We start from the raw sequence: 18,838 nt of genomic DNA, 5'->3' as shown, positions 1-18,838 counted from the left end.
ACCTGATGGCCACCGTGACCTTCTCCGACACCACCCGGTTCTACGCCGGAGTCGAACGCCCCGCGGTCGACGGACTCGACCTCGAGGTCGCCGACGGCGAGTTCCTGGTGCTGGTCGGCCCGTCCGGCTGCGGGAAGTCGACCACCTTGCGGATGCTCGCCGGGCTGGAGGGCGTCGACGACGGCTCCATTCACATCGGCGACCGCGACGTCACCGAACTGCCGCCGAAGGACCGGGACATCGCGATGGTGTTCCAGAACTACGCGCTCTACCCGCATATGACGGTGGGGGAGAACATCGGCTTCCATTTGAAGCTGGCGAAGATGGCCAAGGCCGAACGCGAACGCAAGGTACGCGAGGCCGCGGCCGTGCTCGACCTGACCGATTACCTGGACCGCAAACCCGCGAAGCTGTCCGGCGGGCAGCGGCAGCGCGTCGCGATGGGCCGGGCGATCGTGCGCGAGCCCAGTGTGTTCTTGATGGACGAGCCACTGTCCAATCTGGACGCCAAGCTCCGGGTGCAGACCCGGACCCAGATCGCCTCCCTGCAGCGGCGGCTGGGCATCACGACGCTGTACGTCACGCACGACCAGGTCGAGGCGATGACCATGGGGGATCGGGTCGCCGTGCTGAAGGACGGGATCCTGCAGCAGTGCGACACCCCCGTCGGGCTGTTCGCCAAGCCGGTCAACGTGTTCGTCGCCGGGTTCATCGGCTCGCCCGCGATGAACCTGCTGGAGACCACTGTGGACAGCGACGGCGCCGTCGCCGGGGGTACGCGGCTGCCGCTGACCCCGGCCCAGCGTTCGGCGCTGACCGGCCCCGGCATCGTCGCCGGTGTCCGGCCCGAGGGCTGGACGATCGGGGACGGCGGTTTCGAGGCCGTCGTCGAGGTCGTCGAGGAACTGGGCAGCGACCAGTACCTGTACTGCCGGGACGGCGACCGCGTGCTGACAGTCCGCACGCCGGGCATGGCCCCTTGGCAGCGCGGCGAACCGATCTTCCTGACGCCGCAACCGGGCGCGGTGCACCTGTTCGACGCCGCCACCGGCGATCGGCTCCCGGACGCATGACCCGCCTGTACCGCACCGGGCTGGTGCTCCCGGCCGCCGAGCTGGGGCCGGAGAACCCGTTGCCGCCGCTCCGGAAGCCCGAAGCGGTGGCGAAGGTGTCCAATGTGGATGAGCTGCCGCCGGATCTGGCGGAGAACATCGGCTACGGCCGCCTGGACACGCCGTTGCCGTGCCTGCTGCAGGACGCCTACACCCGCGAGCGCACGGAACGCGAGCTCCCGGCGTTGGTGCTGGAGAACGACAAGCTGCGCGCCACGGTGCTGCCTTCGTTGGGCGGGCGGCTGTACTCGCTGGTCCACAAGCCGTCCGGCCGCGAACTGCTCTACCGCAATCCGGTGTTCCAGCCCGCGAACCTCGCTTTACGGGACGCGTGGTTCGCGGGTGGTGTCGAGTGGAACCTCGGGAGCACCGGGCATACGACGCTGACCTGCGAACCGATGTTCGCCGCGGAGATCGAGGGCCCGGACGGCACGCCGGTGCTGCGGCTGTGGGAGTGGGAACGCACCCGCGACCTGCCGTACCAGATCGACTTCTGGCTGCCCGACGGCTCGGATCACCTGCTCGTGGCCGTGCGGGTGCGGAACCCGCATCCCTACGACGTCCCGGTGTACTGGTGGTCGAACATCGCGGTGCCACAGAACGAAGGCACCCGAGTGCTGGCGCCCGCGACCCAGGCTTGGCACTACGGCTATTCGGGGCGGCTCGACCTGGTCGACGTGCCCGGCGAGCTCACGTATCCGGCTCGTGCCGAGGCCGCGGCGGACTACTTCTTCGAGGTGGCCGGAAGGCCGTGGGTCGCTGCTGTCGAGGCTGACGGTACGGGGCTGGCGCAGTCGTCCACTGGTCGGTTGCGCGGTCGAAAGCTGTTCCTGTGGGGCGAGTCCACCGGTGGACGCCGCTGGCAGGAGTGGCTGGCTCCCGGCGCCGGCGGCTACCTGGAGATCCAGGCCGGGCTGGCTCGCACCCAGTTGGAGCACTTGCGCTTGCCGCCGGGGGAGAGCTGGGACTGGCTGGAGGCTTACGGTCCGGTCGCCGCGGATCCGGCCGCGGTGCAAGGGGAAGACTGGGCGACGGCGCGCGAGGCTGTGGCCGCCGGTCTGCCGTCGGCGGAAGCCCTGGACGAGTACCACGGCGACTGGCGGAAGATCGCCGACGTCACCCCGGAATCCTTCCTGGCCACCGGTTCCGGCTGGGGCGCGCTGGAGAACCGGCGCGCGCCGATGTGCCTGCCCGGCACGCCGTTCCCGGACGAGTCGCTCGGGCCGGAGCAGGAGCCGTGGCTCGCGTTGCTCGACGGGACGCCGCCGGACGGTGATCCGCTCGCGGTGCCGCCGCCGACGCTGGTGAACCGGTACTGGGCGGATCTCATGGAGTACGCGCCGAAGAACTGGCTGACCTGGTACCACCGCGGTGTCGCGCACTGGGCGGCCGGACGGCATTCGGACGCGGTCGGCGCCTGGCGCGAGTCCGTCTCGGCGGCCGAGAACCCTTGGGCGCTGCGGAATCTCGCGGTCGTCACGGCCGGGCACGAAGCCGCCTGGCTGTACCGGCGCGCGGTCGCCCTCGCGCCGTCACTGCGTCCTCTGGTCGTCGAGGCCATCGCGGCGCAACTCGCCGCGGGGCTCCCGGACGAAGCGAGCGAGCTGCTGGACGGGCTGCCCGTGGAGGGGCGGATCGCCCTGCTGACCGCCCGCACCCGGCTCGCCCTCGGCGACGTCGCCGGCGCCAAGGCCGTGTACGACACCGGTTTCGAGGTCGTGAACATCAGGGAAGGGGAAACGTCCTTGTCCGACACCTGGGCAGCGGTTTCCGAGGAACCGCTGCCGGAAGAGCACGACTTCCGGATGAAGTGACCGGCCGGGCCGCTCGACCGGTATGCCGCTCGCGGCGGACAACCGCGATGCAGCATACTGCTCGAAACAGTGGCCAACAGCGCAACGTCATGCGCGATAGGCCGCAGCGAGCTAGGAGTGGCGCCGATGGCCCGGCACGAACGGCTGAGCACCCTGCTGGACCTGCTGGGGCAGCGGGAAAAGATCGACGTCGAGGACGTGGCCGAGGAGCTGAACGTCTCCGCGGCCACGATCCGGCGCGACCTCGATCACCTGGCGGAGCAGCAGTTGCTCACCCGCACCCGAGGTGGTGCGGTGGCCAACGATCTCGCCTACGACCTGCCGCTGCGGTACAAGACCGCGCGGCACGTGCCCGAGAAGCAGCGGATCAGCGTCGCCGCGGCGGCGCTCGTCGCGCAGGGCATGGTGGTCGGCCTCAACGGCGGGACGACCACGGCCGGCGTCGCGCGGTCGCTGGCCACGCGGTCCGATCTGGCCGGTCTCCGTGATTCGCCCGGGCTGACGGTGGTCACCAACGCACTGAACATCGCGCACGAACTCGCGGTCCGGCCGCATGTGAAGATCGTGGTCACCGGCGGGGTCGCGCGTCCGCAATCGTTCGAGCTCAGTGGTCCGCTGGCGACTCGCGTGCTCAGCGAACTCACGATCGACCTGCTGTTCCTCGGCGTCGACGCGTTCGATGCCGACGCCGGCGCCTTCGCGCATCACGAGGGCGAGGCGAGTATCAACCGGCTGATGGTCGAGCGGGCGGAACGCGTCGTCGCGGTCGCCGACGGATCGAAGCTGGGCCGCCGCGCGTTCGCGCGGATCTGCGCGACTCCCCAGGTGCACGCGCTGGTGACCGACTCCAACGCCGATCCGAAGGTGCTGCGGGCGTTCGAGGCCGCCGGCGTCGAGGTCCAGGCGGTCTGACCAAGTCCGTGAAGGCCCCCTTCCCTACCTTGAGGGTAGGGAAGGGGGCCTTCACGTCTTTTGCGCACTCCTTGTGAAATAAGGATCTTCGGCGACCCGACGAAAGTCGGCAGCACCGCTTCGGCGGATGACTTTGCGCGAACCGTGCGCTATACAGAGACCATCTTGCGTATTCATGCGCGAAAGGTGTCTCGAATGAGCAGAGTTGCGCAATCCCTGAGTTGTTTGGCCGCAGTGGCCTTACTCGGGCTTTCCCCGGTCGCCGCGCACGCCGATCCGGCCGCGGCGGCATCCGGCAAGCTGGGCGATCTGACCGGGATCTCCGGCGACGGCGCCATGGTCACCCTGAATTCGGGAAGCGCCGCGGTGCGCGTCAGCTTCCCGGCCGAAGGCGCCGTCCGGGTCTGGCTGGCGCCGGACGGCACGTTCACCGATCCGGCCGGGAGCAAGATCGTGCTGCCGCGCACGGGTGACCCGGTCACGCCGAAGAGGACCGACAAGGGGGACTACTGGGCGGTCTCCACGGCCAAGGCCACGCTGCGGGCGTACAAGAACCCGTTGCGGCTCGCGTTGTACGACGGCGCGGACCGCAAGCGGCTTTGGGAGGAGTCGGCACCGCTGTCCTGGACCGGCAAACAGACCACGCAGACCCTGGCGCGAACCGCGACCGAGCAGTTCGTCGGCGGCGGCGAGCAGAACGGCCGCTTCAGCCACCGCGACCAGACGATCCGGATCTTCGCCGACTACAACTGGAACGACGGCGGGGCCCCGAATTCGCAGCCGTTCTACGCCTCCACGGCGGGATACGGTGTGCTGCGCAACACCTTCGCGCAAGGCACCTACGCCTTCACCGAGCCGGTGCGCACCACGCACGACGAGCGCCGCTTCGACGCGACGTACGTCGTCGGCGACGGGCTCAAGGACGTCATCTCCGGCTACACCGATCTGGTCGGGAAGCCTTTCCTGCCACCGCTCTACGGTCTCGAACACGGTGACGCCGACTGCTACCTGCACAACGCCAACCGCGGTGAGCGGCACACCCTGGACGCGGTGAAGGTCGCGGAGGGGTACACCGAGCACGGGATGCCGAACGGCTGGATGCTGGTCAACGACGGCTACGGCTGCGGATACGAAAACCTCCAGCAGACCGGCGAAGGCCTCCGCAAGAACAACATGCAACTCGGGCTGTGGACCGAGGACGGCGTGCCGAACCAGGTCGAGGAGGTCAAGGCCGGGGTCCGGGTCCGCAAACTGGACGTCGCGTGGGTCGGCCCGGGATACCAGTTCGCGCTGGACGCGTGCGACACCGCGCACAAGGGCATCGAGGACAACAGCGACGCGCGCGGTTTCGTCTGGACACCGGTCAGCTGGGCGGGCGCCCAGCGCTGCGGCGTGCTGTGGAGCGGCGACCAGGCCGGTTCCTACGACTACATCAAGTGGCAGATCCCGACTTACGCCGGCGCCACGACGTCGGGGATCGCGTACAACACCGGCGACATCGACGGCATCTTCGGCGGCAGCCCGCAGACCTACGTCCGCGACCTGCAGTGGAAGGCGTTCCTGCCGGTCTCGATGACGATGGACGGCTGGGCCGCGTCGGACAAGCAGCCGTGGCGCTACGGCGAGCCGTACACCTCGATCAACCGCAAGTACCTGCTGCTCAAGGAGCGGCTGCTGCCCTACACCTACAGCCATTCGGTGGAGGCGCACAAGACCGGCGTCGGCCAGGTCCGCCCGCTGGCGCTCGAGTACCCGGACGACCCGAACGTCTGGGGCGACAAGGCGAAGTACGAGTTCCTGTCCGGCAAGGATTTCCTGGTCGCGCCGGTGTACGAGAACTCGACCGTGCGCAACGGCATCTACCTGCCGAAGGGCACCTGGGTCGACTACTGGAGCGGCAAGACCTACACCGGTCCGACCACTGTGGACGGTTACGACGCGCCGCTCGACACGCTGCCGCTGTTCGTCCGCGCCGGGGCCGTGGTGCCGATGTGGGCCGAGGGCACGAAGTCGTGGCAGACCAGGGACAAGGGCGTGCTCGACCTCGACGTCTACCCGCAGGGCAAGGGTTCGTTCACGCTCACCGAGGACGACGGCGTGACCAGGGCGTACAAGAACGGCGACCAGGCGAAGCAGACGTTCACCGTCGACGCGCCGACGTCCGGCCTGGGCACGGTCACGGTCGGGATCGGCGCCAGTTCCGGTTCCTACGCCGGGAAGCCCGCGTCGCGGAACTACCAGCTGACAGTCCACACGGGAAGCAGGCCCGCGACGGTTCTGGCCGGGACCTCGATCCTGCGGCAGTACGGCAGCAGGGCCGAACTGGACGCGGCGGCGTCGGGCTGGTGGTTCGACCCGGCCGCCGGCGGGGTCGTGCGGGTCAAGACCGGCAAGATCGGCGCCGGTGACCGCCAGGACGTCCGCCTGTTCGGCACGAGCGCGGTCGGTGGGATCTTCCCGGAGGATCGCAATGGCTCGGTCACCCTGTCCGTCCCGGCGGTCGCCGGTCCTGGGCAGACCGCGAACGGCACGTTGAGCTTCACCAACGGCACTCCTCTACCGGTCCGGAACGTCAAGTTCTCCCTGCCGGCCAACGGATTCCGCGCCGAGGTGCCTGCCGGGCCGCGACTGGTGATGCCCGGCGAGACCGTACGGGTGCCGGTGAAGGTGACGCCGGACGCGGGGATCAAACCGGACGACTACCAGCTCACCGCGTCGGCGTCGTACCAGGCGCGGCTCGGGGAGAACCGGGTCACCGACTCGGTGACGGTCACCGTCCCGCACGCTTCGCTGGCCGCGGCCTACGGCAACGTCGGCGTTACCGACGCGGCCCACGTCGCGGTGGGGGACATCGACGGCGGCGGCAGCAGTTTCCGGGCGGAAGGCCTCGCCGAAGCCGGTCTCAAGTCCGGCGCGGGCTTCTCCGCGCTCGGTGCTCAGCTGACCTGGCCGCAAACCGGTACCGGGCAGAAGGACAACGTCCTCGCGTCCGGACAGACCATCGCGGTGCGCGGTACCGGGGCGAAGCTCGTGCTGGCCGGAACCGGTACTGGCACGGCGAAGGGCACCGTTGTCGTCCGCTACGCCGATGGCAGCACGAGCCAGGCCGAACTCGGCTTCCCCAACTGGTGTTGCGCGGATCCCGCCCAGTACGGCGCGACCACGGTGGCGTCCGTGATGGGCAAGAACACCCGTACGGGGGCGGCGTATCCGACCACGCCGTACCGGGTGTTCGCGAACTCGATCCCGTTGACCGCGGGGAAGGAGGTCGTCGCGGTGACGCTTCCGTCGAACAGCGCGATGCACGTCTTCGCCGCGGGCATCGGCTGAGTTCTCGTGAGTGGTAAGGACGGTTAGAACCGTCCTTACCACTCACGAGTCAGGCCGCGACGGGTGTCCACAGCGCGTCGATGGCGCGCTCGGCCTCGGCCTGGCTGGCTTCGGCCAGCGGGATGAGGTCCGCCATCGCCGGGTTGGTCTTCGCCAGGGTCAGCTCGGCGGTGACGAACCGCGGTTCGAGGCCGGTCAGCGAGACGCCGTGCGGGATCCACGACTGGGCGTGGTCCCAGCCTTCGCGCGGGGTGCCTTCGCCGTAACCGCCACCGCGTGAGACCACGACGATGAAGTCGCGGTCGCCGAGCAGGCCTTCCCTGGTCTCGGCGTCGAGCGTCAGCCCGGGCACGATCAGGTGGTCGACCCAGGCCTTGACCGTGCTCGGCGGGCCGAAGTTGTACAGCGGCAGGCCCAGCAGGATCGTGTCGGCCGCCTTGACCTCGTCGACCAGTTCCGTGATGAGCCGCCAGGCCGCGGCCTGTTCCGGGGTGTGCTGCTCCGGCGGAGTCGTCCTGGCCACATTGCTCACCGCGTCGAAATGCGGCAGCGGGTCGGCACCCAGGTCGCGGTAGGTGACGGTGCCCTCCGGATGCGCGGCGCGCCAGGCGGCGGACGCCCGCGCGGTGAGGCGGCGGCTGGTCGAGTGCTCGCCCGTGATGCTCGAGTCGATGTGCAGCAGGTTCGTCATGCCTACTATCTTGCATAGATAGTTTGTGTAACGCAAACCATCGATGCCATGTCGTTCATCATGGAGGGAACGTACACTTGACGAGTGCCCGAACTCCCGGTCGTGAACCAGCCCCCGCACCGCTGCGGCGCGCTGCTCGACCACGTCACCCGCCGGATCCGGCTGCGCAGCGAGTCCGTCCTGGCCCCGCTCGGCCTGCGGCCCCGGCATCTCGTCGCGCTGACCGTGCTGCGTGACCTCGGCGGCTGTTCGCAACAGGACCTCGCGAAGACGCTGGAGATGGACGGTACGAACGTCGTCGGGCTGTTGAACGACCTCGAGTCCGCGAACCTGATCGAACGCAGGCGGTCACCTGAGGACCGGCGCCGTCACATCGTCGAACTCACCGACGTCGGCGTGAAGCAACTCGTCAAAGCCGAGTTCGCCCTCGCCGCGGTCGAGGACGAGGTGCTCGGCGCGCTCGACAAGGATCAGCGCGAGACGCTGTACACCCTGCTGTACCAGGCTGCGGGGCACGCCGAGCCCGCAGCCTGTGTCGAGGCCGCGCACAGCGAAACCTGCTAGGCCCCGAGACCGAACAGGTCGTGAAGCTGTTTGGTGGCTTCGGCGCCATACATGACGCTTCCGACCGGGACCTCGCTCCCCACTGCGTCGATCACCCGTGCCGTCCACACGGGACCGAACGCGCCGCACAGTTCGATCAGCTGCGCCCCTTCGCCGACCAGCCGCCGGGCCGCGGCGACGACCTGGTCCACGCGGCCGACGCCGATCAGCACCGTCAGGCATTCCCCACTGTCTACACGGGACACATCCCTTGTCGGGTCGCAGCCATCGGCCAAGTACACGAAACCCCACTGTCGCATGACGATTCTCCTTCGTTCTCGAATACCGTGAGGTAATCGCGAAACGCGGGGGCCGTCCACGAGGCGAATCCGTACGGCCGTTCGGGATCACCGAAGAGGGGAGGCCGGGCGGGTGGCGCGGAGATCCGATGTGGTCGCCGTCATACCAGCGCCGCGATCCGCTCCGAAGACTCGTGCGCCGCATCCCACACGAGCGCGTGCCGAACGACCGGCGGTTCCCGCAGCGGCAACCAACGCAGACCTTCGGCCTGCTCGTCCCTGGGACGCAACGCGACGACGTCGCCGCCGTGCCGCAACTCGGCGACGAACAGCGACCGCCGAGGCGGCCCGGGGCGGACGTGAGCCGGCCGCCAGCCCGCCGCCGCGCAGTCCGCGAGCAGCGCGTCGTGATACCCAGGGGCCAGCTTCCGTTCGTACAGAAGGAGGTCCAGCCCGGCGAGGTCCTCCCAGTCCACGGTGTCCAGCCGAGCCAACGGGTGGGTGTCCACGACGAGCACGCCCAGCGGCCGCTCGCTCACGACGACCACCCGCAGGCCGTCCACGTCCTCCGGAAGGGCGAGCAGGCCGGCGTCGAGCGCGCCGCGGCGGAGGAGTTCGAGCTGCCGTGCCGCGGAGAGGTCGTCGATCTCCACCGCTTCCGCGTACAGGGTCGCTAGGACGGTCGGCGGCGCGCCCGGCGTCACGCCGACGCGGAGCGGCCGGCCCACGGTGTCGCGGACGGCCCGTGCGCCGAGGTCGGCCTCCTCCAGCATCCGGCGGGCGTGGGGGAGCAGCGCCAGCGCGGCGGCGGTCGGCGTCATCCCCGCCTGGGTGCGGACGAACAACGTCGCGTCCAGTTCCCGTTCCAGCGCGATGATCTGCTGGCTGAGCGACGACGATCGGATGCCGAGGCGCTCCGCGGCGCGAGTGAGATGCCCTTCCTCCGCCACGGCACACAGATATCGAAGACGACGTAATTCCACAGCCGCACAGTAGCCCCGGACCAGGCAGAATCGACGGGGTGAGTGAATGGCGCAACACCACGCACGACTGGGCCGGTTCGGTGGACCTCGACCATCTGGCGCGCATCCGCCGGAACCCTGGGGAGTTCGCCCCCGGCGGGGTCGCGCACCTCGTCCTCGAAGTGCTCGCCTACGCGGCGGAGGAGGCCGAAAGCACCGGCGGCGGGCATGCCGTCGTCACGGCCCACCCCGACGGCTCGATCTCCGTGGCGGACGACGGCCGGGGCACCGACACCCGCGCCGACGGGCACGGCGGCTTCGTGAAGAAGCCGGTCATGTCGACCAAGGATCTGCGTTTCTTCGATTCCCCTGAGGCGCAACGGCTCCCGGACGGTCATCCGCGCCGCGGTGTGTCGGTCGTGGCCGCGCTGAGCGACTGGCTCGTGCACACCAACCGGCGTCGCAACGGTTCCTGGACCCAGCGTTACGAACGCGGTGTCCCGGCCACCGACCTGTCGCCGATCGACGACGACGGCACGACCGGCACGACGGTGCGTTTCCTGCCAGGGGAGGAGATCGGCGCGATACGGCTGCCGGAGATCGACGGGTGGCCGCACCTGAGCGTGGAGGTCGTCCGATGAGAAAGCGCCTGACGGCGGCGGCCTCGGTCCTGTTCCTGCTCGCCGGATGTTCCGCCGAGCAAGAACAGCCGCCCGCCAGACCCGTCTACGACCTCCCCGCACGGGAGGTCCGCCCGGACGAGACCGCGCTGCACCTGCCGCCCGCGCTCAACGGGGAGACCGAGTTCTCCCTCATCGGGCTGGCCGCGGGGCTCCCCAGCCTCACCGGCAGCCACGCCGAGTTCGAGGCCAAGGGACAGTTCGTGCGGCTCCGGCTGGTGGTCACGGGCAAGGGTCTGTCCGGAATCCTCTTCGACACAAGGCGCCAGCAGCTGGTCACCGATGCCGGCGAGGTGATCGCGGTCGACAATCAGGCGATGACGATCAAGCGGCAACCGGACAAGTTCGAACTGGGGCGCGGTGTGCGGGTCGAGTTCGATCTCTACTTCGACCTGCCCAAGGAGACGAAACCCTTGGTGTTGCGGGCTTTCGGCGGTCCGACGCTGACCGACATGAAGAACCTTACCGGCACCGACATCAAGCTGACATGAGAAGGGCCCCGCCGCGAAACGCGACGGGGCCCTTCTCGAAGGCGTCAGACGCCCAGGTCACCACCGAGGTAGGCGGCCCGCACCTGCGGGTCGTCCAGCAGCTCGGCACCGCGGGCGCTCTTGACCACTTCACCGGTCTCCAGCACGTACGCGCGGTCGGAGAGCTTCAGCGCCTGCTGCGCGTTCTGCTCCACCAGCAGGACCGTGGTCCCGCGCTTGTTGATCTCGCGGATGATGTCGAAGATCTGCGCGATCAGCATCGGCGCCAGGCCCATGGACGGCTCGTCGAGCAGCAGCACCTTGGGCTTGGTCATCAGCGCGCGGCCGATGGCGATCATCTGCTGCTCGCCACCGGACATCGTGCCGCCGAACTGGGTCTTGCGTTCGTTCAGCCGCGGGAACAGCTCGTAGACCTCGTCGAGGTCGGCCTTCAGGTCGTCCTTGCGGGTGTAGGCACCCATCAGGAGGTTCTCCTGCACCGTCATCCCGGGGAACACGCCCCGGCCTTCCGGTGACTGGCCGATCCCGAGCTCGACCCGCTTGTGGCCGGGCGTCTTCGAGATGTCCTTGCCGTCGAAGAGGATCCGGCCGCTGGTCAGCGGACGCAGGCCCGAGATCGTCTTCAGTGTCGTGGTCTTGCCGGCGCCGTTGGCCCCGATGAGCGAAACGATCTCGCCCTCGCCGACCTCGATGCTCATTCCCTTGAGCGCGGCGATCTTCCCGTAGTGGACGTTGATGTCCTGAACCTCAAGAAGCATCTTCCGCCACCCCCAGGTAAGCCTCGATCACCTTCTGGTTGTTCTGCACCTCGTGGGGGAGCCCTTCTGCGATCTTCTGGCCGAAGTCGAGCACGGCCAGCCGGTCGGCGATCTGCATGACCAAGCCCATGTCGTGCTCGATGAGCAGCACGGTCCGGCCGTCGTCACGGATCTTGCGGATCAGTTGCTGCAGCGAGTTCTTCTCCGCCGGGTTCATCCCGGCGGCGGGCTCGTCGAGCAGCAGCAGCTTCGGGTCGGTCGCGAGCGCACGCGCGATCTCCAGACGGCGCTGGTCGCCGTAGGAGAGGTTCTTCGCGGTGTTGTGCTCGACCCGGCCGATGCCGACGAAGTCCAGCAGGTCCCTCGCCAGCTCGCGGCCCCGCTTCTCTTCCTTGCGGTGCACGGGCAGGCCCAGCGTCGCCGAAATCGCGCCGGTCTTGTGGTGCGAGTCCGCACCGACCATCACGTTCTCCAACGCCGACATGTTGTGGAACAGCCGGATGTTCTGGAACGTGCGGGCGATCCCGGCCTGGTTGATCTTGAACCGCTTCATCCCGTCGACCCGGGTGTCGCCGAAGCGCACCTGGCCCTCGGTCGGCCGGTAGACGCCGGTGATCACGTTGAAGACCGTGGTCTTCCCCGCGCCGTTCGGGCCGATCAGGGCGAAGATCTCACCCTGGTTGATGGTGAGGTTGACTTCCTTCAAGGCCGTGACACCGCCGAAGCGCATCGTCACGTTGTCGAATTCGAGCAGCGCGCTCATTTCGTCACCTCCGCCGAAGCCTCGGAATCCGGACCCGCGACTTCGGCGCCCATGGCACCCATCCCGCCCGTTCCTTCGTGTAGTTCCGCCTTGCGCTGCCGCGACGGCAGCAGACCCTCCGGCCGCAGCGCCATCATCAGCACCAGCACACCACCGAAGATCAGGATGCGGTACTCGGACAGGAACCGGAACCGCTCCGGAAGCCAGGCGACCAGGAAGGCACCGAGCATGACACCGGGCAGATTGCCCGCACCACCGAGCACCACGGCCGCGAGGATGGTCGCGGACAGGATGAACGGGAAGTTGTTCGGCTCGATGAAGACGGCCTTGCTGGCGTAGACCACACCGGCCATACCGCCGAGCATGGCGCCGATGGCGAACGCCAGCAGCTTGAACTTGAACGTCGGGACACCCATCAGCTCGGCGGCGTCCTCGTCCTCACGGATGGCCGCCCACGCCCGCCCGACACGGCTCTTGTGCAGCCGCACCGAGAAGATGATCGCGATCACGATCGCCGCGAGGATCAGGTAGTAGTACGGCGCCGGGTCGAGCAGGAACTCGGTCCCGAACATGGGCTCCGGGTGCGGGATGTTGGTGATACCGCGGGCGCCGCCGATGGCGTCGGTGTTCGTCGCGGTGATCCGGACGATCTCACCGAAGCCGAGGGTCACGATGGCCAGATAGTCACCGCGCAACCGGAGCGTCGGAGCACCGAGGATCACCCCTGACATCGCCGCCAGGAAGATACCGAGCACGAGCGTGCCCCAGAATCCCCAGCCGTGCAGGGTGCCCATCACGGCGAGCGTGTACGCGCCGATCGCGAAGAACGCGACGAACCCGAGGTCCAGCATGCCCGCGTGGCCGACCACGATGTTCAGGCCGATCGCCAGCAGGATGTACACCCCGACCGGGAAGATCAGGACCGTGGTCCAGTCCGATTCCGGGGACATGAACGAACCGATCGCGGGCGCGGGCAGGATCAGCGCGCCGATGATCAGGGCGATGTACACGCCATAACGTTGCCAATGCGGAGCGCGTGCCCACCAATCCCGCATACCGTCCACGGGGTGAAAGCCGGCGCGCGTCGGCTTTCCGTTCTCTGGGGACTTTTCAGCCACTTCTTCGTTGCCCTTCATGCGCGTGCCCGCTGCAGCGATTCACCGAGGATGCCGGTGGGACGGAACATCAGGACGAGCACCAGTACCACGAAGGCGGTGACGTCCTTCCAAGCCGAACCGAAGAAGATGGAACTCCAGTTCTCCACCAAGCCGAGCACGATGCCGCCCAGCAGGGCGCCGCGCAGGTTGCCGATACCTCCCAGCACGGCCGCGGTGAACGCCTTGATGCCGAGGAGGAACCCGATGCGGTAGTCGGTGTTCTCGTACTCCATCACGTACAGCGCGGCGGCGACACCGGCCATCGCGCCGCCGAGCAGGAAGGTGAGGCGCACGATCTTGTCGATGCTGACGCCCATCAGCACGGCGGCTTCGGGATCCTGCGCCGTGGCGCGGATACCTCGGCCGATGCGGGTGCGGCTGACCAGCTGGTCGAGCCCGATCATCATGATCACGGCACCGACGACGACGAACACGTGGTCCGTGCGGACCACACCGTTGCCGATGTGGAACAGCTCCTCGTGCGGGATGAAGCGCGGCGCGTTCTGTTGCACGCGGCCGGATTTGTCGGTGATCCATTCGATGATCTCGAGGCCGAACAGTTCCTGGAGGAACAGCGAGGCGCCGATGGCGGAGATCAGGGCGGCGAGCCGGGTCGCGCCCTTCTTGCGGAGCGGCCGGTAGGCCACTTGCTCCAGCAGGACCGCCGCACCGCCGGACACGGCGGCCGAAGCGATGATGATCAGCAGCAGTACGGCGATCATCCCGAACACGCCGAGCGTGATCGGGGCGGTGCCGCCCGCGATGGTGATCAGGACGAACAGGGACGTGACCGTCCCGATCATGAAGATCTCGGAATGCGCGAAGTTGATGAGCCGGAGCACGCCGTAGACCATTGTGTAGCCGAGGGCGATGAGGGCGTAGATGCTTCCGGCGACCAGTCCGCCGATGGTGCTACCGAGGAACTGGGCTTGCAGATCTTGAAGCATGACGTGGATGCCTTACGGGACGGGGCGAGGATTTCTTTCGCCACATTTGCGGGAAGCGGGGGTGCTGTGCCCGCACAGCGCCCCCGCTTCCGTTAGGTGTTCCTATCTGCTCCGTCAGCCGTTGAGCTTGGCTTCGGTCGAGACGCCGAGGTTCTTCAGGACACCACCGGTGACCTGGTAGATGTTGATCGCGTCCGTCGACGGTTCGCCGTTCTCCTTGAACTTGATCTGCTTCGAGGCACCCTTGAAGTCGATCGTCTTGAGGGCCTCGTTGATCTTCTCCGGGGTGTTGGCGCCGGTCTTGACCGCGTTGATGATGGCGGTCGCGGCGTCGTAACCCTCGCTCGAGTAGATCGCCGGGTCGACGTTGAACGCGGCCTTGTACTTGGTGCTGAACTCGTCGGTGGAGCCGGCGTCCGGGATGTTGCACGGGCAGCCGACGACGGCCTTCTCGGCGGCCGCGGCACCGGCACCGCTGACCAGCTGGGCGTCGAGCGAACCGTCACCGGTCGCGAAGGTGGCGGTCACGCCGCCGTCACGCAGCTGCTTGAGCAGACGGCCACCCTGGGCGTAGTAGCCACCGAAGAGGATGATGTCCGGGTTCGCGGCCTTGACCTTCTGCACGGTCGAGGAGTAGTCCGACGCGTCCTTGGCGAACTTGTCGCGATCGGACGGGACGTTCTTCTCCTTCAAGGTCTTCTCGAAGTTGTCGGCCAGGCCGACGCTGTATTCCTGGTCGTCCGAGATGATGTAGGCCTTCTTGGGCGACTTCGCCGTGATGAGGAAGTTGGCGATCGCCGGTCCCTGGCTGGCGTCGCTCGCGACGACGCGGTGCCAGTACTTCCATCCGTTCGAGGAGAGGCCCGCGTTGGTGGCCGAGGGCGAGACACTCGGGATCTTGTTCTGTTCCAGCTGACCGCCGATGGCCTTCGACTCACCGGAGAAGGCCGGGCCGATCAGCGCGGTGATCTTGTCCTGGCCGACGGCGGTCGCGATCAGCGACGTCGCCTGCTCGGGCTTGCCCTGGCTGTCGTATTCCTTGAGCTCCAGCTTGATCGCCGGGTTCGTCTTGTTGTACTCGTCGATAGCGAGCTTGGCGCCGTTGCGGGGCGGGATCACGATCCCGGAGTTCTCACCGGTGAGGTCACCCATGAACCCGATCTTCAGCGTGCTGCTGTCACCGCTGCCGGACGAGCTGCTGCCGCCGGCACAGCCCGCCAGCGCCAGCGACGCAGCCGCCGCGACGGCGAAAACCCGTCCAAAACGCACTCCTGACACCGACTACCTCCCATGACCAACCAGCCGCCGGTAGGCGTTGCCCCCGACACAGGGGCTAGGTTAGGGCAGGAAGATATCCCCCTACGCCATGATCTGCCCAGACGCCCATCACTCTGTGTCCACATCGTGACGGTCGAAACCAGAACGAATTGCACGAAAAGGCGAATGTTGCCGGTTGACGGGTCTTCGCTGGTCACGCTGGGGATTCACCGCTACCACGTCGATCATGCTCGTGGGTAATGATCATGTTTCGGCCGCGTATCTTGCGCTTTTTCGGCTCCTTCGTGGGCGGCCGTTCGTCGTAGCAATGCTGCCCCAAAGGGCGTCAACGGTGCCCGCTCTTCCCTTGTGCCGTGACAACCGATGGTTGTCGTCGCGGTCCGAACGGCTGTTGGATCTCGGCCCTGACCTCGCGATTAGCTGTCTCCAGAGCCGGAAACGAGGACCTGGGAGAACATGACGATGAGTGTCGAAACGATCGAAGGCGTTGCCGCGGGAGTCCCGTTCGTGGCGGTGCCGCCGTCGGACGGGAAACGTCCGGCGCCGCTGGTGCTGACGTGGCATCTGCTGGGCGCGCCGTTCAGCGAGGCGGCCATGGCGGCGGCGCTGCCGATGCGGGACCTGCACGCGTGGCGGGTGCACCTCGGGTTGCCGCTGACCGGTAAACGGTTCCCCGATGGCGGTTTCGAGGGCTTCTTCCGGCTCGCGAGCGAGGACAACGTGCTCAACGTCGTCGAACCGCTCACCAGGCAGGTCGAGGCGGAGTTCCCGGCCGCGGTGGCGGAACTGCGCTCCCGCCTGTCCATTGAGGACGGACCGGTCGGGCTGGTCGGCGGTTCGCAGGGCGGCGCGGTCGCGTTGCAGATGCTGACCCACCCGGAGATCCCGGTGGCGGCTGCCGCGCTGGTGAACCCGGTGACTCAGCTGGCGCCGGTGATCGCGGCGAACGAACGGGTCTACGACGTCACCTATCACTGGTCGGACCGGTCCCGCGCGGTCGCGAACGAGTACGACTACGTGCGGCGGGCCGACGAACTGACCGCGCCGGTCCTGCTCGTCATCGGCGAGGAGGACGACGTTTCGATCACCGAACCGGCCGAGGCCCTGCACAAGGCGTTGGGGGAGCGGCGATCCGAGCTCGTCACCATCCCGGGGATGGCGCACGAATTCGCCGAGGCGCCCGGGCTCGAGCCCGCTCCGCAGACGGACCACGCGAAGCTGGTCGACGCCGAGCTCACGCGCTGGTTCGCCCGGCACCTAGGCGTTGTCCGGTGAGTCTGTTCGATGGGCTTCGTGATCCAGGTGGTTCCTGGCGGTGGGGGCGGATCGGCCTCGTACCGGGTTGTACTCGGGCGCATCCGCCCGTGCCGTCAGGGGTCGCCTGGGCGCGAAGCCCGCGACCGGACTCACCGGGCAGCGCCTAACTGTCTGAGATCGTCGTCCGGCAGCCAAGACCGCGCGGGATCGTAGGTGCACCAACCTTCTTCGTGGCTGGTCCGGCCGGCGAGCGCCAGCAGGCGCCGCAGGGCCGGGCCTTCGCCGCGCCGCCACACCACCGACCACGGGAACAGCGGCGAGGGCTCGAACGGCAGAACGCGCAGATTGAGGTCGGAGGCGAGGTCCATGTCGGCGCCGGCGAGCGTGACCCGCTGCTTCCCGTAGCGAGTCTGTTCCAGTGTGTGTCTGAGGTCGTAACTGACGCCGGAGTCGTCGATCGGGACGTCGAATTCTTTGCATAGGCGTTGCAAATAAGAAAGCCATTCGACCGGGCCGCCCAATTGCGGAATCCAGATGCCTTCACTCCGGAGATCGGACAGTTTCAGGACATCGTTGCCCGCGAGTGGGTGTTCCGGTGCGAGAAGGGCGACCAACGGCTCCAGCCGGACAAGCCGGTGCTCGAGTTCCGCGGGCACTTCGCGGCCGAGGTCCGCGACGCGGCCGAACGCGAGATCGATCTCGCTGCGGACCAGGGGGTCGAGGGCGTTGGCCAGTCCGCGTCCGGCGACGCGCTCGACCGCCAGTGCCGGGTCTCGCTGAGCGATACGGCGCAGCATGTACATGGGGGAGAGACGTGGATCGATGACGTCGAGGCGGGGCGGGCGGTCCTGCAGGCCCATCGCCGCGACGGCGGCGTCGGCCGCGCGGATCAGCTCGCGCGCGTGCGGGAGGAACCGGTCGCCGTCGGCGGTCAGCTCGACGGATCGGTTGGTGCGCCGGAAGAGCTGGACCGAAAGGGCGTCCTCGAGCTTCCGGACGCGCTTCGACAGCGCCTGCTGGGTGAGGAACAGGGATTCTGCCGCGCGACCGAAATGGCCGTGGTCGGCGGTGGCGACGAACGCGCGCACTTGGGCTGTGTCGAGATCCACGTCCCTGAAGGTACGTGAATGCCCCCTTCGCGTACTTCAGGCGCGTACCCCGAAGTCTCGGGCAGTAGGGGCAGTAGTGAGGGCCTCCTTGCCTACCCTCAAAGTAGTGAAGGAGGCCTTCACGGACTTCCGGAGTGAGCGCATCCGTGGCAGTCGCCTATGTCATGAAAGGGTCGTTCAGGACGAATGACGTCCTGAACGACCCTTTCATGACACTTCGAGAGCCGGACGAGCTCACATGCCCGGCGGCCGCTCCCGCACCACGCACGTCAGCCGCGCCGTGCACGACCGGCGCCCCTGGTCGTCGGTCAGCACGATCTCGGCGGTCACGGTCCCGCGTCCGACGTGCACCGGGGTCGCGACACCGGTCACCCGCCCGGACCGGACCGCCCGGTGGTGCGTGCACGAAAGTTCGAGCCCCATCGTCGCCTTGTCGGTGCCGGCGTTGAGCGCGCAGACCATCGAACCGAGCGCCTCGGCGACGACGGCGTTCGCGCCGCCGTGGAGGAGGCCGTAGGGCTGGAGGTTGCCCTCTACCGGGATGCTGCCCACGACGCGTTCGGGACCGAATTCGCTGATCTCGAGCCCGAGCTTGTCGTTGAGCTGCTGTCCGGCGAAGGCCGGGTCGATCCCGGCGAAGGATTCGAGGGCTTGTTCGGTCACGCAGAGCTCCTTAACATTCGTGAACCCGCGACCACGATCGCGTCGCCAGGGCGCACGTTATCGAATTATTCT

18 protein-coding genes are annotated in these 18,838 nt (G+C 68.0%); 8 read left to right on the top strand and 10 right to left on the bottom strand.

Annotated elements, in window-relative coordinates:
• The first annotated feature begins 5 nt into the window (after positions 1 to 5).
• The 4 genes from AC069I_RS33620 (at position 6) to AC069I_RS33605 (ending at position 7,168) form a co-directional block, all read left to right on the top strand.
• Complete coding sequence (locus AC069I_RS33620) at positions 6 to 1,073, top strand: ABC transporter ATP-binding protein (RefSeq protein WP_478229580.1); 1,068 nt, start codon at positions 6 to 8, stop codon at positions 1,071 to 1,073.
• Entirely contained in the window at positions 1,070 to 2,926 is a 1,857-nt protein-coding gene (locus AC069I_RS33615; protein WP_478267198.1) for a DUF5107 domain-containing protein, read from the top strand. The genes AC069I_RS33620 and AC069I_RS33615 overlap by 4 nt, the downstream gene beginning before the upstream one ends.
• 126 nt (positions 2,927 to 3,052) lie before the next feature.
• Positions 3,053 to 3,838, top strand: coding sequence for a DeoR/GlpR family DNA-binding transcription regulator (locus AC069I_RS33610; RefSeq protein WP_034316006.1), 786 nt, complete (start codon positions 3,053 to 3,055; stop codon positions 3,836 to 3,838).
• Positions 3,839 to 4,033: 195 nt separating this feature from the next.
• Positions 4,034 to 7,168: a TIM-barrel domain-containing protein gene (locus AC069I_RS33605; RefSeq protein ID WP_478267197.1), complete on the top strand. Its 3,135-nt coding sequence runs from the start codon at positions 4,034 to 4,036 to the stop codon at positions 7,166 to 7,168.
• Positions 7,169 to 7,217: 49 nt separating this feature from the next.
• Here the strand turns inward: AC069I_RS33605 and AC069I_RS33600 are convergent, their stop codons facing one another.
• Positions 7,218 to 7,859, bottom strand: a complete 642-nt coding sequence (locus AC069I_RS33600) for an FMN-dependent NADH-azoreductase (protein ID WP_478229577.1) — start codon at positions 7,857 to 7,859, stop codon at positions 7,218 to 7,220.
• A gap of 84 nt (positions 7,860 to 7,943) precedes the next feature.
• Between AC069I_RS33600 and AC069I_RS33595 the strand changes: the two genes are divergently transcribed.
• A complete protein-coding gene (locus AC069I_RS33595) occupies positions 7,944 to 8,423 on the top strand; it encodes a MarR family winged helix-turn-helix transcriptional regulator (RefSeq protein WP_478229576.1) in 480 nt (159 codons plus the stop codon).
• Here the strand turns inward: AC069I_RS33595 and AC069I_RS33590 are convergent.
• Entirely contained in the window at positions 8,420 to 8,722 is a 303-nt protein-coding gene (locus AC069I_RS33590; RefSeq protein WP_478229575.1) for a DUF6506 family protein, read from the bottom strand. The two genes, AC069I_RS33595 and AC069I_RS33590, sit on opposite strands and share 4 nt — an antisense overlap.
• A 140-nt stretch (positions 8,723 to 8,862) precedes the next feature.
• Positions 8,863 to 9,651, bottom strand: coding sequence for a LysR family transcriptional regulator (locus tag AC069I_RS33585; RefSeq protein ID WP_478267196.1), 789 nt, complete (start codon positions 9,649 to 9,651; stop codon positions 8,863 to 8,865).
• 71 nt (positions 9,652 to 9,722) lie between these two features.
• Between AC069I_RS33585 and AC069I_RS33580 the strand changes: the two genes are divergently transcribed.
• Both AC069I_RS33580 and AC069I_RS33575 read left to right on the top strand, forming a co-directional pair.
• Positions 9,723 to 10,304, top strand: a complete 582-nt coding sequence (locus AC069I_RS33580) for an ATP-binding protein (protein ID WP_478232958.1) — start codon at positions 9,723 to 9,725, stop codon at positions 10,302 to 10,304.
• Positions 10,301 to 10,834, top strand: a complete 534-nt coding sequence (locus tag AC069I_RS33575; RefSeq protein ID WP_478229572.1) for a hypothetical protein — start codon at positions 10,301 to 10,303, stop codon at positions 10,832 to 10,834. The genes AC069I_RS33580 and AC069I_RS33575 overlap by 4 nt, the downstream gene beginning before the upstream one ends.
• Before the next feature lie 44 nt (positions 10,835 to 10,878).
• Here the strand turns inward: AC069I_RS33575 and AC069I_RS33570 are convergent, their stop codons facing one another.
• The 5 genes from AC069I_RS33570 to AC069I_RS33550 form a co-directional block, all read right to left on the bottom strand.
• Positions 10,879 to 11,592 carry an ABC transporter ATP-binding protein gene (locus AC069I_RS33570; protein ID WP_016335497.1) on the bottom strand — a complete coding sequence of 238 codons (714 nt, stop codon included), beginning with the start codon at positions 11,590 to 11,592 and terminating at the stop codon, positions 10,879 to 10,881.
• Complete coding sequence (locus AC069I_RS33565; RefSeq protein ID WP_478229571.1) at positions 11,582 to 12,355, bottom strand: ABC transporter ATP-binding protein; 774 nt, start codon at positions 12,353 to 12,355, stop codon at positions 11,582 to 11,584. Before AC069I_RS33565 ends, AC069I_RS33570 begins: the two co-directional genes overlap by 11 nt.
• Complete coding sequence (locus AC069I_RS33560) at positions 12,352 to 13,491, bottom strand: branched-chain amino acid ABC transporter permease (protein WP_016335495.1); 1,140 nt, start codon at positions 13,489 to 13,491, stop codon at positions 12,352 to 12,354. The genes AC069I_RS33565 and AC069I_RS33560 overlap by 4 nt, the downstream gene beginning before the upstream one ends.
• Positions 13,488 to 14,459: a branched-chain amino acid ABC transporter permease gene (locus tag AC069I_RS33555; RefSeq protein WP_340688273.1), complete on the bottom strand. Its 972-nt coding sequence runs from the start codon at positions 14,457 to 14,459 to the stop codon at positions 13,488 to 13,490. The genes AC069I_RS33560 and AC069I_RS33555 overlap by 4 nt, the downstream gene beginning before the upstream one ends.
• Positions 14,460 to 14,573: 114 nt before the next feature.
• Complete coding sequence (locus AC069I_RS33550) at positions 14,574 to 15,728, bottom strand: branched-chain amino acid ABC transporter substrate-binding protein (protein ID WP_478229570.1); 1,155 nt, start codon at positions 15,726 to 15,728, stop codon at positions 14,574 to 14,576.
• 465 nt (positions 15,729 to 16,193) lie between these two features.
• Between AC069I_RS33550 and AC069I_RS33545 the strand changes: the two genes are divergently transcribed.
• The gene (locus AC069I_RS33545) at positions 16,194 to 17,012 is read left to right on the top strand and encodes an alpha/beta hydrolase family protein (protein ID WP_478229569.1); all 819 of its coding nucleotides are present in this window, start codon (positions 16,194 to 16,196) and stop codon (positions 17,010 to 17,012) included.
• Between the two features lie 131 nt (positions 17,013 to 17,143).
• On the opposite strand, the gene AC069I_RS33540 is transcribed toward AC069I_RS33545, so the two are convergent.
• Together AC069I_RS33540 and AC069I_RS33535 are read right to left on the bottom strand one after the other, a co-directional pair.
• Entirely contained in the window at positions 17,144 to 18,103 is a 960-nt protein-coding gene (locus AC069I_RS33540; protein WP_478232955.1) for a LysR family transcriptional regulator, read from the bottom strand.
• A gap of 234 nt (positions 18,104 to 18,337) precedes the next feature.
• The gene (locus tag AC069I_RS33535) at positions 18,338 to 18,766 is read right to left on the bottom strand and encodes a PaaI family thioesterase (RefSeq protein ID WP_125682237.1); all 429 of its coding nucleotides are present in this window, start codon (positions 18,764 to 18,766) and stop codon (positions 18,338 to 18,340) included.
• Between the last annotated feature and the right edge of the window lie 72 nt (positions 18,767 to 18,838).

It is taken from the genome of Amycolatopsis sp. NPDC043885 (assembly GCF_056435685.1).
Note: the sequence above shows the minus strand (reverse complement) of the source record. Positions and strands in the feature narration are given on the sequence as shown.